General features: G+C 42.0%; 13 protein-coding genes. 5 read left to right on the top strand and 8 right to left on the bottom strand.

Annotation, left to right across the window (positions count from 1 at the left end; translation table 11 throughout):
• Position 1: 1 nt before the first annotated feature.
• Genes QMN06_RS06790 through QMN06_RS06765 form a run of 6 tightly spaced genes read right to left on the bottom strand, consistent with a single transcriptional unit; the run spans position 2 to position 5764 of the window.
• A complete protein-coding gene (locus tag QMN06_RS06790) occupies positions 2-1198 on the bottom strand; it encodes an amidohydrolase family protein (protein WP_281969381.1) in 1197 nt (398 codons plus the stop codon).
• 59 nt (positions 1199-1257) lie between these two features.
• A complete protein-coding gene (locus QMN06_RS06785) occupies positions 1258-1971 on the bottom strand; it encodes an ABC transporter ATP-binding protein (RefSeq protein WP_281969380.1) in 714 nt (237 codons plus the stop codon).
• Positions 1961-2701, bottom strand: a complete 741-nt coding sequence (locus QMN06_RS06780; RefSeq protein WP_281969379.1) for an ABC transporter ATP-binding protein — start codon at positions 2699-2701, stop codon at positions 1961-1963. The genes QMN06_RS06785 and QMN06_RS06780 overlap by 11 nt, the downstream gene beginning before the upstream one ends.
• The gene (locus tag QMN06_RS06775) at positions 2698-3642 is read right to left on the bottom strand and encodes a branched-chain amino acid ABC transporter permease (protein WP_281969378.1); all 945 of its coding nucleotides are present in this window, start codon (positions 3640-3642) and stop codon (positions 2698-2700) included. The genes QMN06_RS06780 and QMN06_RS06775 overlap by 4 nt, the downstream gene beginning before the upstream one ends.
• Positions 3639-4499 carry a branched-chain amino acid ABC transporter permease gene (locus tag QMN06_RS06770; protein WP_281969377.1) on the bottom strand — a complete coding sequence of 287 codons (861 nt, stop codon included), beginning with the start codon at positions 4497-4499 and terminating at the stop codon, positions 3639-3641. Before QMN06_RS06770 ends, QMN06_RS06775 begins: the two co-directional genes overlap by 4 nt.
• A gap of 23 nt (positions 4500-4522) precedes the next feature.
• On the bottom strand, positions 4523-5764 hold the full coding sequence (locus tag QMN06_RS06765; protein WP_281969376.1) for an ABC transporter substrate-binding protein: 1242 nt from the start codon (positions 5762-5764) through the stop codon (positions 4523-4525).
• Between the two features lie 332 nt (positions 5765-6096).
• Between QMN06_RS06765 and QMN06_RS06760 the strand changes: the two genes are divergently transcribed.
• From QMN06_RS06760 to QMN06_RS06750, 3 genes are read left to right on the top strand one after another with little or no spacing between them, the layout of a single operon-like run.
• Positions 6097-6984, top strand: a complete 888-nt coding sequence (locus QMN06_RS06760) for an NAD(P)-dependent oxidoreductase (RefSeq protein WP_281969375.1) — start codon at positions 6097-6099, stop codon at positions 6982-6984.
• A gap of 14 nt (positions 6985-6998) precedes the next feature.
• Positions 6999-7481, top strand: coding sequence for a (2Fe-2S)-binding protein (locus QMN06_RS06755; protein ID WP_281969374.1), 483 nt, complete (start codon positions 6999-7001; stop codon positions 7479-7481).
• Positions 7478-9592: a molybdopterin cofactor-binding domain-containing protein gene (locus QMN06_RS06750; RefSeq protein ID WP_281969373.1), complete on the top strand. Its 2115-nt coding sequence runs from the start codon at positions 7478-7480 to the stop codon at positions 9590-9592. Before QMN06_RS06755 ends, QMN06_RS06750 begins: the two co-directional genes overlap by 4 nt.
• Before the next feature lie 19 nt (positions 9593-9611).
• Here the strand turns inward: QMN06_RS06750 and QMN06_RS06745 are convergent, their stop codons facing one another.
• Both QMN06_RS06745 and QMN06_RS06740 read right to left on the bottom strand, forming a co-directional pair.
• On the bottom strand, positions 9612-10049 hold the full coding sequence (locus QMN06_RS06745) for a heme-binding protein (RefSeq protein ID WP_281969372.1): 438 nt from the start codon (positions 10047-10049) through the stop codon (positions 9612-9614).
• 18 nt (positions 10050-10067) lie between these two features.
• Positions 10068-10604 (bottom strand): flavin reductase family protein, encoded by a 537-nt coding sequence (locus tag QMN06_RS06740; protein WP_281969371.1) that lies wholly within the window; start codon positions 10602-10604, stop codon positions 10068-10070.
• 276 nt (positions 10605-10880) lie between these two features.
• Here QMN06_RS06740 and QMN06_RS06735 point away from each other — a divergent pair, with 276 nt between their 5' ends.
• Complete coding sequence (locus QMN06_RS06735; protein WP_281969370.1) at positions 10881-11648, top strand: alpha/beta fold hydrolase; 768 nt, start codon at positions 10881-10883, stop codon at positions 11646-11648.
• A gap of 14 nt (positions 11649-11662) precedes the next feature.
• Entirely contained in the window at positions 11663-12682 is a 1020-nt protein-coding gene (locus QMN06_RS06730; protein WP_281969369.1) for a Gfo/Idh/MocA family oxidoreductase, read from the top strand.
• Positions 12683-12691: the final 9 nt, after the last annotated feature.

Below are 12691 nucleotides of genomic sequence, written 5' to 3'. Positions count from 1 at the left end.
ATTACAGTTTAATTTTCATCATTTTGACTGCATTACCACCTTCAATTAACTGACGATCAGCAACTGATAGTTTTTTAACTCCACGGATGGTTTGTAATGGGTGATCATCAGCCATATCATAAGGGTAATCTGTACCGAGCATCACGTGATCTGCACCGAAACGACGGATCAAGTTACCGAGCATTTCTGAATCATGCGTAATCGTATCAAAATAGAACTTCTCTAAATAAGAAGAAGGTTTTTTCTTGATCACTGTACGAGTATCTTTACGAGCTCCCCAAGCATGATCCATACGTGCCCAGTAGTGTGCTAAGAAACCGCCACCATGTGCGCAAATGAATTTGATTTTAGGATATCGCGCTACCACACCATCGAAAATCAAATGGCTAACGGCAACAGTCGTTTCTAAAGGATTACCAATCACATTGTTGAAGTAGTGATTGGTTAAACGTTCACCTTGAGTAAAACCTAATGGATGCATAAAAATCACGCAACCCAGTTCGTTTGCTTTCGCGAAAAACTTTTCTAGACCTAAGCTTGGATCAGTCAGGTTTTTACCATTCACATTCGTGCAAATTTCAACTCCCTTAAGACCTAAAGTTTTGACACAGTACTCTAATTCTTTTACTGCCATATCGACATTTTGTAAAGGTACGGAGCCCATACCAACAAAACGGTCAGGATTGCCAGCAACGACATTGGCAATACCATCATTGACTTCACGTGCAAGACTTGCACCGAGTTCAGCTTCAGTGAAATAAAAATAATGATAAGGTGCAGGAGCAACCGCTTGAATATCTACGCCCATTTTGTCCATATCTTTTAAACGCTCTTCAACACCCATGAGCTTGGGAGCACGGGTCTTCATTTGTAAAACGTTAGTTTCATTTGTTAACTCAGTAGCGTAAATCACCGTTGGATCATAAGAGGCTGCATTTAGATGTGTTGTTTTTGCATTCACTTCAGGGTTTAAATAATGACAGTGAATATCGACAACCACATGTTGACCTTTACGGTTTTTAACCACACGCTGTGTTGGGCTTGTTAATTTTTTTGCTGTGGATTTCTTATCAACAGTAGCAGCACTCTTTTTGCTTGCGGCTTTAGCAACTGCTTTTCCAGCAAGCATCTGAGGAGATTCATAAGAGCCATGTTGATGACTTGGGTCTGAGCAAAGTGCGGAACAGGTATAGAACATAAGAGCCTCGTAAAGTAGGAATGATTAAATAATTGTAAGTAGATAAGATGACAGGGTTTTTAAAACACACCAAGATGTTTTGTTGCGAGTTCTGGGTTGGATTGAACTTCGGCCGCGCTTCCATAATAAGCTAGACGACCTGTATTCAGAACAGCAACATCATCTGCCACAGACATCGCTAACTGGAAATTCTGTTCGACCAAAATAATGGAGAGGCCTTCGTTTTTGATTTCCTTAATACCTCGTGCGACTTCAGCAACGATTAATGGCGCTAGTCCCTCGGATGGTTCATCTAAAAGAAGTACATCCGGATTACCCATTAATGCACGACCAATCGCAAGCATTTGTTGCTCACCACCAGAGAGAGTGCCGGCACGTTGTTTAAAACGATCTCTCAATTGCGGGAAGAGGTCATAGACACGATTCATATTCCAAGGATTCTGAATCTCTCTATTTTGGGCTGCTACTTTGAGATTTTCTTCTACGGATAGGCTTGGGAAAATTCTTCTTCCTTGAGGGACTAACCGAATACCTGCGCGTGCGATTGTTTCAGGTTTTTGCCGAGCAACTGGCTTGCCAAACAAAGAAATTTGCCCAGTTTTAGCTGTTACCAAGCCGGCAACGGTCATCATCGTGGTTGTTTTTCCAGCGCCGTTTCTGCCAAGAAGAGCAAGAAGGGAGGATTTTCTCAGAGTAAGAGAGACATCATGTAGCACATGACTATCGCCATAGTATGAATTGATTTTATCGATTACTAATGCATCAGTGGCCAAGATAGACCTCCTGTGTTTTTGGATCATTGACTACCGCATCACGGTCGCCATCAACAATGACCTTACCGTATTGCAAGACGAGAATTTTTTCAGCAAAAGCTAAAGCCATTTCCATATCGTGTTCAATCATGACAATCGTCACATCTTTAGAGATGTTATTGATGAGGTCTGCTACCACCACACGCTCATCTTGGGATAAGCCCGCTAGGGGCTCATCTAAAAGTAATAATTTAGGCTTTTGTGCAAGTGCGAGAGCAATTTCTACCCGACGTTGTTCTCCGTAGGAAATCTCCGATACATTCCTAAATGCTTGATGTTTCAAGCCAACGTTATCTAAGAACTCGATAGCTTCATCATATAAAGTATCTTCGGTAGTAAGAGGATTGAAAATATTTTTCTTTCGTTGATGAATACCTAATAAGGACAACACCACATTGTGAGCCAAAGTATCTTGTTTAAATAAAGTAATAATTTGGTAAGTTCTGCTCATTCCCATATGCGCGCGAGCATGAACAGGAAGGGAAATCACCTCATTACCAAAAATACTTACAGAGCCTGAATCAGGCTTTAAGTCTCCAGTAATTTGAGCGAAAAGTGTGGTTTTTCCAGCACCATTAGGTCCAATAATTAAACGCCGTTCACCAGGACTTACTTGTAAAGAAACGTTTTGGGTAACAGCAATACCACCAAAACTCTTTTTAAGGTCTTTGACTTCAAGAGCGAGGGTCATAGTTTCTTACCTCCGAACAAACGATTCTTAAGTTGTGTAAAACCAGGAGCCATACCAGCAGGCATGAAGATCACAATAAAGACAAAGATAATACCCAGTAACATATTCCAGCGCTCAACAAAACCAGATACATAGTTTTTCAGAAGAACGATCAGAATAGATCCAAGAATAGGGCCTGCCAAAGTGCCAGCACCGCCAGCAATCACACAAAGAAGAGCTTCTGCGGATGATGTTATGGAAATTACGCTTGGGTGAATGTATTTGTTGAGATAGATATACATCAGACCAGAAACTGCCCCAAAGAAACTCGCTATCACAAAAGTAATCCAGCGGATCATCCACACGTTATAGCCTAGGGCGCTCATCCGTTTTTCTTGATCGCGCGTTCCTTTTAAACTAGAACCGAATGGTGAGTTCACAAAACGTGCAATAAAAAATAAGCAGATGATGGTGATGACTAAGCAGAACCAATAAAAATTATTTGAATTTTCTAGGTTGATACCAAAAGGCATTGGGCGAGTTAACCCGGAAATACCATTATCACCGTTGGTAAGACCAACCCAACGATAGCCGATACCCCAAATAATTTGCGATAAAGCCAAAGTCAGCATTAAAAAACTTAAGCCGGAAGCGCGTAATGAAATCCAACCAAAAATGGCACCAACGAGCGTTGTAAATAGAAGAGCGATGAGAGCCGTATATTCATGCGACATACCGTAGTTTTGAAAAAGCCAAGCGGACGTATAGGCGGCAACACCTAAGTAGGTTGCATGACCTAAAGATGTTAAACCCCCATAACCAACGAGAAGATTTAAGCTCGCAGCAAATACTGCCGCCACCATGATTTGACTGCCAAGATTGACGTAATACTCGCCAAAAAATAGCGGCAAAATCACAAGAATCGCAATGAGTACAATGTAAAGAAGAGAATTTTTTATCATGCGCGAATTGTCCCAAAAAGACCTGATGGACGGAAGGCAATGACAAGCACCATAGGTAAAAACAAAATAACGTAAGCTAAATCAGGGACGAGAGCAATACCAAAGGTATAGATAAAGCCGATAATAAAACTAGCGACAAAGGTACCGATTAAACTACCAACACCCCCCAATATCACAACAATCAGAGCAAGAGGGAGCATGTCGGCATCAAGACCAGGATATGCATTGAGCATAGGGCCGCCAACCGTTCCACCGAGACCTGCAAGTAATGCACCTAGGGCAAATACAATCGTGAATAATTGAGATGCAGGAATCCCAACAGCTCGAGCCATTTGCATATCATCAACACCAGCACGAATCATTGCACCCAGACGAGTTTTTTCCATTAGGAGATAGAGTAAAACGGCGCTAATCATAGAAATAACAAGCACTACTAAGCGATAGGTTGGGAACATAAAACCAAACATTTGCATCGGGGCGCGCAACATTTCTGGAGCATTAATTGGAATAGGATCACCACCCCAAATCATGAGACATGCATCCGCCGCAATAAAAGAGAGTCCAAGAGTAGCTAATACTTGACCTTGAGAATTTCCAGAAAGACTTCTAAGGATAAAGCGCTCGATAATTGCACCAATTAAACCAACTAAAGCCATAGCAACTAAAGCAGCCACGATCAGGCTGTAACCACCTTTCAAGACTGAAGCAGCAATATATGCCCCAATCATAAAAAGAGAGCCGTGCGTTAAATTGGCGATGCGCATGAGACCGAATATCAAAGCAAAACCGGAGGACAACATAAACAGAAGCCCCCCGAGAGCAAGACTATTCAGGGTTTGAATGACCCAAAATTGCATATATTAATTTCTGTAAAAAATGATTACTCTAAGTTTCTAGCTGGTGGCCAGTCTTTGGAGTAAACAGGGTTTGCTAAGAATGCCTTAGGATCATATTTCCAGAATTGGCTAACGTTTGTATAAGTTTTTGTAACGACGTTCACTAAACGACCATCTTTACGTTCAACTTTACGGATATAGACATCGCCAACTACGTTACCATAGCTATCAAATGTTACTGGACCTCTGGCCGTTGGAACATTGGTCTTTTTCAGAGCGGCCATTAAGCCTTCTTTATTGCTCGCATTACCATTGATCGACTTGAGAGCAGCATCAAGAACAGCAGCATTGGTGTAAGTTGCAGCAGCATAGAAGCCTGGATCATAGCCTTGAGCTTTGCGGAATGCTGGAGCAAATTTATTATTGATTGGATTATTTAACTCAGCTGAATACCAGCAAGCTGTCTCAATACCCAAGGCTTCATCGCCCATATTCTTCAGAACGGCTTCATCGAGAGCAGTCATACCACCCACAATAGCGATTTTGCCTTTGAGGCCATACTCATTCATTTGACGGATGAAACGGAAACCATTTGATCCTGCAAAACCTAAGAAGACTGCATCAGCATTAGTTTTTAATTGAGCAAGGTAGCTACCGTAATCAGGAACAGTGAGAGGTGCGAACAAACGTTGGACAATTTTGCCACCATTTTCTTCAAAAACTCTTTGAAAGCCTGCGCACATTTCATGACCGTATGCAATATCATCCGCAACAACAACCATCCGCTTATATTTTTTGATATTGGCACAATAATCGGCCATAGGGTGAGCACTTTGGGATGAAGTTGAAGTTGCACGAACAAACCATGGATTGGCTTTACGTTGCGTCATATCTTCCGCAGCTGCAACTGATAGAGTCGGAATTTTGTTATCACGAATATAGTCATCGACCGCTAGAGCTTCAAAAGCTGCGAGGGGGCCCATAATGACGTGAACTTTATTTCTTTCGTTGAGTTCAGAAATTTTTGTTTTTGTATTTGCTGGAACGCCACCAGTATCAGCGACCGTGAGTTCAACTTTACGACCAGCTAACATATTGCCATTTTCTGCTAACCACTGTTTTAATCCGAGTTCCATATCGATACCACCGGATGCAAGAGGTCCCGTTTTAACGGTGAGCAAACCAACACGAACAGGTTCGTTATTTTGCGCAAATAGGCTAGGAACTGCGAGTCCAAGACCAGCTGCGGCGGAACCCTGAATAAACGAGCGACGATCTAAAGTCATATTGTCTCCAAATGGTTAATTTAATTTTTCATTCATTCTAATTGATTATTTGATCATTTAGAATTTTGAGTGATTTACTTAGGTATTTCAATTACAAGGGTTTGACAAGTTATAAGATTAATGGAATACGCCCTGATAAAACATAAGGGTTATTACTTAGTTATTGTCATGTGACAGAATGAATGAATCTGAATTAACATAATATTTATTGAGTGAATACAAATTTAATAAGATTTAAAAGGATTTTTAATGATTATTTGATCATTACTATAATAATATTTGTTTAGCATATTGAAAATGAAGTAAACATTGAATAATCTTAGGGGGCAAGTATGAAAATCGGACTTCTTGGCACAGGCAAAATGGGTAGTGCCATGGTGGAGCGTTTAATCAATTGTGGTCATGAGTTGGTTATTTGGAATCGTTCCGTTGAAAAAACTACCCCCCTAGTAGCGAAAGGAGCTACTGTCGCTAGTTCCCCAGCGCAGCTGGTGGATCAAGTAGAGATCATTATTTCTATATTGACCGATGCCCAGGCGATCGATGCATGTTACCGTGCTCCCGGAGGTGTTCTGACTACTTCTGTTGCTGGTAAATTATTTATTGAGATGAGTACAGTACGACCTGTAACTGCCATCGCAATTGCTGCAGACGTTACAGCCAAAGGTGGGGCAATGGTTGATTGTCCAGTTGGTGGCACTGTTGGTCCTGCTAGAGAAGGAAAATTATTAGGTTTAGTTGGTGGTGAAGAAAAAGATGTTGAACTTGCAAGACCCATTTTGGAACAATTATGCCGCCGGGTAGAACATGTTGGACCTAGCGGTTCAGGTGTGCGTTTGAAATTAACGGTGAACTTACCTTTATTAGTGTTTTGGCAATCATTTAGTGAAGCTTTGTCCTTGTCATCACAATTAAATATCTCACCAGAGCGATTGATTGATATTTTGTCTGACACCTCAGGCGCACCAAGCATGATGAAAGCTCGAACGCCAGTATTGGTCTCCACACTTAAAGGTGAGCCGCAAGCACCTGCGGCATTTACCCTCGATAATATTCGTAAAGATTTAAGAACCATGATTGAGGAAGCTCAGTCGAATGGTTGGAGTATTCCAGTTACCCAAGCAGCTCTTGCCGAGCTAGATAAAACCTCTGCTGCAGGCTTAGGCGATAAAGATGGTACTGCTGTGCCAGCTTGGTTCATTCAAACTTATTGTAAATAAACCCTCAAACAACAATGACAACATCTATTCAAATCATTCTTAATGGCCAAAGCGTTACTGTTGACGCTCCAGAAAATACCCCGTTACTTTATGTTTTACGTAATGACCTTGAACATAAAGGAACCCGTTTTGGTTGTGGATCAGGTAATTGTGGAGCATGTACCGTGATTGTTGATGGACAGGCGATGCAGTCTTGCGATATGCAACTTTGGGCTGCTACTGGCAAAGAAGTTATTACTGCAGAGGGTTTAGCGAGCGATCCAATAGGTCAGTTAGTACAAAAAGCGTTTATTGATGAACAAGCAGCTCAATGTGGTTATTGCATTAATGGAATTTTGCTGAGTGTTACGGCCTTATTGAAGAAAAATCCTCAACCCACTCAAGAAGTATTAATGGAGTCATTAAATCGACATCTCTGTCGTTGTGGGACTCATGTACGTATTTTGCGGGCAATCGATAGTGTGATTCAACAGTTAAATGAAAAGAAGGCAGCATGAGCAATCTTACTCTTCCAGCAAATATTGTTTCGAACCCCAAGTTATCCCAATGGTTTCGTTTAGATCATCTGCCATTGATTACTGTATGCACTGGTAAAGTTGAGCTAGGGCAGGGTATCCAAACGGCCCTACAACAAATCGCCGCAGACGAAATAGGAGTTGATTTAAAGCAAATTAACTGGATTGCTGGTGATACGCATTTATCCCCTGATGAATGGTATACCGCCGGTAGTTTATCGATTGAAAATGGTGGCTCCGCACTCAAGGTAGCTTTGGGTTATGCACGGTACTTATCGCTAGAAGCTGCTGCAAAACAATTAGGCGTCAATGCAAATTCGATCTCCATTGAGCAAGGTGTTTTTAGTAGCAAGGAATCAAATGAGCAGATCACTTATGCTCAGCTAGCCAAGCATTTGGATCTTGATGTTGAGATCATTTCGAACGAGCAGATTGTTTCCAGTAAGCAACAGGTGATGACCAAGTGGGTTGGAAGAAGTATTGCGCGTGATGATTTGCATAGTAAGTTATCCGGAGCGGCATTCATACACGACTTTACATTGCCAAACATGCGTCATGCACGCATGCTTAGAGCCAAGCATGTTCAATCCACTATTACTCACGTAGACATTGAGAAAATTCAACAATTACCGGGTGTTGAGCAGGTCGTTCATAGTGGTAGCTTCCTTGCTATTGTTGGTAGTAACGAAGCTTTACTTGTGATGGCACAAGAAAAAGCGCAAGCTTTTGTTACATGGCAGGCACCAGCATATGTGCAAGCACAAACACCTACTGAAGAAATGATTATTGGACTTCCAGCCAGCGATGATATTGCATATCAACAAGGTTCTAGTGATACAGCGCAACAAACAGTCAAGGCCAGATACTCCCGGCCATTTATTGCCCATGCATCGATTGGCCCTGCATGTGCAATTGCTCAAGAAATTGATGGAATCTTAACCGTTTGGTCGCATACGCAAGGATCTCATTTGGTTAAAAATCAGATTGCAGTTGGATTACGTCAAGATCCAAACACTGTCAAAGTGATACATTTACATGGCGCTGGATGTTATGGTCATAACAGTGCTGATGATGTAGCCTTTGATGCGGCATTTATTGCCAAAATGACAGGGCTACCCATCCGTGTGCAATGGAGTCGTGAAGAGGAGTTAACTGCCTCACCATTTGGATCGCCGGGTGTCGTGGAGTTTGAAGTTGGAGTTGATGCATCAGGCAGAATTATTAATTGGCAATCGGAAATTTGGTCACCAACCCATATTCATCGGCCAGGATGGTCAGGTAAGCTCAATTTATTGGGAGCTTGGATGATTGATCCACCGCATCCCATCGATGAAACTAAAGACAATCCCTTGCCGCAAGGCGGTGGATTACGCAATGCGATCACCATGTATAACGTTGACTATCAACAAGTAAGACATCACATGATTCCACAAGCACCTTTAAGAACCTCTGCACTAAGAGGCCTGGGAGCTTATTTAAATGTTTTTGCTATGGAATCTTTTATGGATGAAATTGCACAAGAGTTAGGACAAGATAGTCTTGAGTTCAGAAAAAAGCATCTATCTGATCCAAGATCGATTACCTTGCTCGAGACTCTTGCGCAAATGGCTAATTGGTCAAATCGAGCAAATTTACCTGAAGGCACAGGCTTAGGCATGGGGTTTGCTAGGTATAAGAACAGTGGTGCTTATTGCGGAGTAATGGTGCAATTACGTGCCGAAGAAAAAATCTACATTGACCAAGTCTGGTCGGTCTGTGACGCTGGAGAAGTCATTAACCCGGATGGGTTGATCAATCAGATTGAAGGAGGCATTATTCAGTCGATCAGTTGGACCTTAAAAGAAATGGTCACATGGGATACAGAGGGAGTTACTTCTGCAACTTGGGATACATATCCTATTTTGAATTTTGATGAAGTTCCACAGGTTGAAGTCAAGTTACTCAATCAACCTGGAGTTCAAAGTTTAGGTGGCGGTGAAGCTTCTGCGGGACCTACAGCTGCGGCGATTGCCAATGCACTGGTTCAAGCATTAGGAGTTAGGGCAAGACATTTGCCCTTAACTCCTGATCGATTAGCTGAATTGATGAGCTAATATTTGAACGATAAAGAGATTACTTATCCCCGGTATCGGGGGTAAGTCCAGCCGCTTGAATACCAGCGACTGCACAGAGTTCATCATTGTCTGAAGTATCACCTGTAACACCAACTGATCCAATAATGTGATTATTGGCGTCACGAATTAAAACACCACCTGCAACAGGCACCATTTTGCCTTCGGACATGACGTTTAATGCGGAGATAAATGCTGGCATTTTTTCTGCGCGACGAGCGATTTCACGACCTCCAAAGCCCATACCTAAGACACCCCATGCTTTACCGCGAGCGATATCTTCACGCAAAATACTGCAATGATCTTCACGAAGAAGGGCTTTCATATGACCACCCGCATCTAGAACAACAACGGTGAGGGGATGAAAGTTCATTTCACGACCTTTTTTTAAGGTAGTTTGAGCAATGGTAAGAGCTTGTTCTAAATTGACGTTTGACATATGAATCCTTGATTAAAGTTATGAAGTGTGGTCAGCTGCGCAGTGATATTTACCCTTCCAAAAAAACAGTGGGGAAGTATCCTGCGCTTTATTGTAAGAATAACTCATGACACGACCAATAAAAATCAGATGGTCGCCACCCTCAACATCACGTTCTTTTTCGCAAATAAAGTGCCCTAGAGTATTTTCTAAAATAGGGATACCTTCTGGACTTAAATGGTGGGCAATGTCTTTAAACTTATCTTCGCTAGGTTTAGCAAAGTGATTGGAAATATCTTTTTGTGACTCCGACAAGATATTCACGATGAAGTAAGGTGATTCTAGGAAAGCCTGATGACTTGGTGCACCTCGTACTTGTGACCATAGCACTAAGGGAGGGGAGAGTGAGACAGAGTTGAAAGAACTGACAGTAACACCGTACAACTGACCGGAAGCATCTTTGGTGGTAATCACAGTCACGCCTGTACCAAAATGTCCGAGGGCATTTCTAAAATCTCGTTGGTCAAACTCAGGAGATTGTTCTGGAGTGTCTATTGCGTTGCTTGGATTTGTCATGGGGTCATCTCGCATTAATTTTTTAAATAGTAATCGCTTGATCATTAGATGTCAATGAATGATATTTTAATAAAAAGCATTAGGTGTGTAAGATAATTAATTGAAAGTAAATATAAATTATTAAAAAAATTAATTGCTTAGGGTAAACCCCATTGAAATATTGATTCACTAAATCAGCATTCATATGACTTGTCAAAATAAAAAACATGTAATAAAGTGATCGGACGATCTCTTTAATTGAGTCTTTTTCATACATAAATACAAGGTGAGACTAACATGACAAATACGGCATACGTTCTTGAAGGTAAATTAGGTGCTCCAGTCCTACTGGTTGCAAATTCATTAGGTGCTAATTACTCAATGTGGGATCCACAGATTGAGGAGTGGAAAAAGAACTTTCAAGTTTTGAGATACAACTATCGAGGTCATGGCGGCACACCATCCGTTGGTAACTTTGCAACTTCACAAGATTTGGCTGATGATGTTAATGAGCTTTTAGATGCTCTTAATATCAAAGAGGTCTACTGGGTAGGATTGTCACTAGGTGCCATGTTAGGACTTTACTTTGCGGCTCATTACCCTCAAAAAGTCAAAGCATTAGCTTCCGCTTGTTTTCGCCCTTATCAAACGCCAGAATCGTTTGCGATGTGGGAAGCCAGAATTAAGACCGTTACAGAGCAGGGTGTAGGCGCAATTGTTGCAGGTACAGCCGATCGTTGGTTAACCGAAGGCTTTCGTCAAGCCAATCCAAGCATTGATACAGCGTTGCGTGTCATGATTGGCGCCAACGAACCAGACGGTTATATGGCTTGTGGGCATGCAGTCAAAGACTATGACCTAAGACCATATGTTGGTAAAGTGAGTTGCCCGGTTCTTTTGATTGGTGGTCAATTTGATGGTGGTGCACCTGCTTCTGAGGTTAGCAATTTGCGTACGGTGATACAGAACAGTGAATATGCGGAACTTCCTGGGGCGCATATTGCTAATTTAGAGTGTGCTCCTGAGTTCACGCGTATCGTTAATACATTTATGCTTGCCCATTAAGAAGGGAGATTGTTGTGTCTGTAAAACCTTTAAACGTTGCCGTGATTGGTTATGGTTGGTGGGGTAAGATTATTACCGCAACCTTGGAAGCCAGTCCATTATTAAATGTTGTTTTAGTCATTGAGAGCGACCCTAAGGTCAATGAAATCGCTCAAGAGTCTGGTAAAACTATGCACTTTGCAGTTGGTAAAGACTTTTCGGAAGCTTTGGTGCATCCTGAAGTTGAGGCAATTGTTCTTTGCACCCCCCATCAGTTCCATGCTCAGCAAATCCAGTTAGCGGCAAAAGCTGGTAAGCATGTCTTTTGTGAAAAACCTCTTTGTTTAACTTATGAGGATGCGCAAGCATCCATTGCCGCCTGTAATGCTGCCGGTGTGAAGTTAGGCATTGGTCATGAAAGACGTTTTGAGCCTGCCATTGTTGCGATGCGTGAGGAGATTGCCAAAGGAACTTTGGGCGTTGTTTTACAAATTGAGGCTAATTTTTCACAAGACAAATTTTTTGCTCTGCCACCTGATAACTGGCGCTTATCCAATAAATTTGCACCTGTAGGGCCCTTAACTGCAACAGGAATTCATTTAGTTGATTTAGCGATCGCTATTTTAGGCCCTGCACAATCCGTATGGGCGCGACTTTCAACCCGAGGAAGTCAGTTTGAAAATGGTGACACCTTAGGTATTATGTTGGCATTTCCAGGCGGTGCAAATGCACTGATTAGCGCTATTTTGGCAACGCCGTTTGATGGTCGCTTTTGTGTGTACGGATCCAAAGGGTGGATGGAGATCAGAGATAATACCCATCCTGAGCATCCAACCGGTTGGAATATCACTACCCAGTTACGTGGTGAAGAAAAGAAAACACACTTTATGCCACCAGCACCTACGGTACGTTTTAACTTAGAGGCTTTTGCGAATGGTGTAAGGGGAGTTACCCCATATCCCGTATCGCACCAAGAAATGTTAGCAAATGTTGGAGCATTAGAAGCGATCATGCGATCTGCTGCGTCTGAGAAAATTGAATTAATTCAAGGGTAATTCCCTATA

This window comes from Polynucleobacter sp. SHI8 (genome assembly GCF_027944005.1).
In the GTDB taxonomy this organism is placed as follows: domain Bacteria; phylum Pseudomonadota; class Gammaproteobacteria; order Burkholderiales; family Burkholderiaceae; genus Polynucleobacter.
This window is presented reverse-complemented; position numbering and strand designations above follow the sequence as displayed.

Excerpts from the sequence above, each read along its gene's own strand:
- QMN06_RS06790 (WP_281969381.1), bottom strand. The coding sequence starts at position 1,198 with ATGTTCTATACCTGTTCCGCACTTTGCTCAGACCCAAGTCATCAACAT.
- QMN06_RS06780 (WP_281969379.1), bottom strand. The coding sequence starts at position 2,701 with ATGACCCTCGCTCTTGAAGTCAAAGACCTTAAAAAGAGTTTTGGTGGT.
- QMN06_RS06775 (WP_281969378.1), bottom strand. The coding sequence starts at position 3,642 with ATGATAAAAAATTCTCTTCTTTACATTGTACTCATTGCGATTCTTGTG.
- QMN06_RS06770 (WP_281969377.1), bottom strand. The coding sequence starts at position 4,499 with ATGCAATTTTGGGTCATTCAAACCCTGAATAGTCTTGCTCTCGGGGGG.
- QMN06_RS06765 (WP_281969376.1), bottom strand. The coding sequence starts at position 5,764 with ATGACTTTAGATCGTCGCTCGTTTATTCAGGGTTCCGCCGCAGCTGGT.
- QMN06_RS06760 (WP_281969375.1), top strand. The coding sequence starts at position 6,097 with ATGAAAATCGGACTTCTTGGCACAGGCAAAATGGGTAGTGCCATGGTG.
- QMN06_RS06755 (WP_281969374.1), top strand. The coding sequence starts at position 6,999 with ATGACAACATCTATTCAAATCATTCTTAATGGCCAAAGCGTTACTGTT.
- QMN06_RS06750 (WP_281969373.1), top strand. The coding sequence starts at position 7,478 with ATGAGCAATCTTACTCTTCCAGCAAATATTGTTTCGAACCCCAAGTTA.
- QMN06_RS06745 (WP_281969372.1), bottom strand. The coding sequence starts at position 10,049 with ATGTCAAACGTCAATTTAGAACAAGCTCTTACCATTGCTCAAACTACC.
- QMN06_RS06740 (WP_281969371.1), bottom strand. The coding sequence starts at position 10,604 with ATGACAAATCCAAGCAACGCAATAGACACTCCAGAACAATCTCCTGAG.
- QMN06_RS06735 (WP_281969370.1), top strand. The coding sequence starts at position 10,881 with ATGACAAATACGGCATACGTTCTTGAAGGTAAATTAGGTGCTCCAGTC.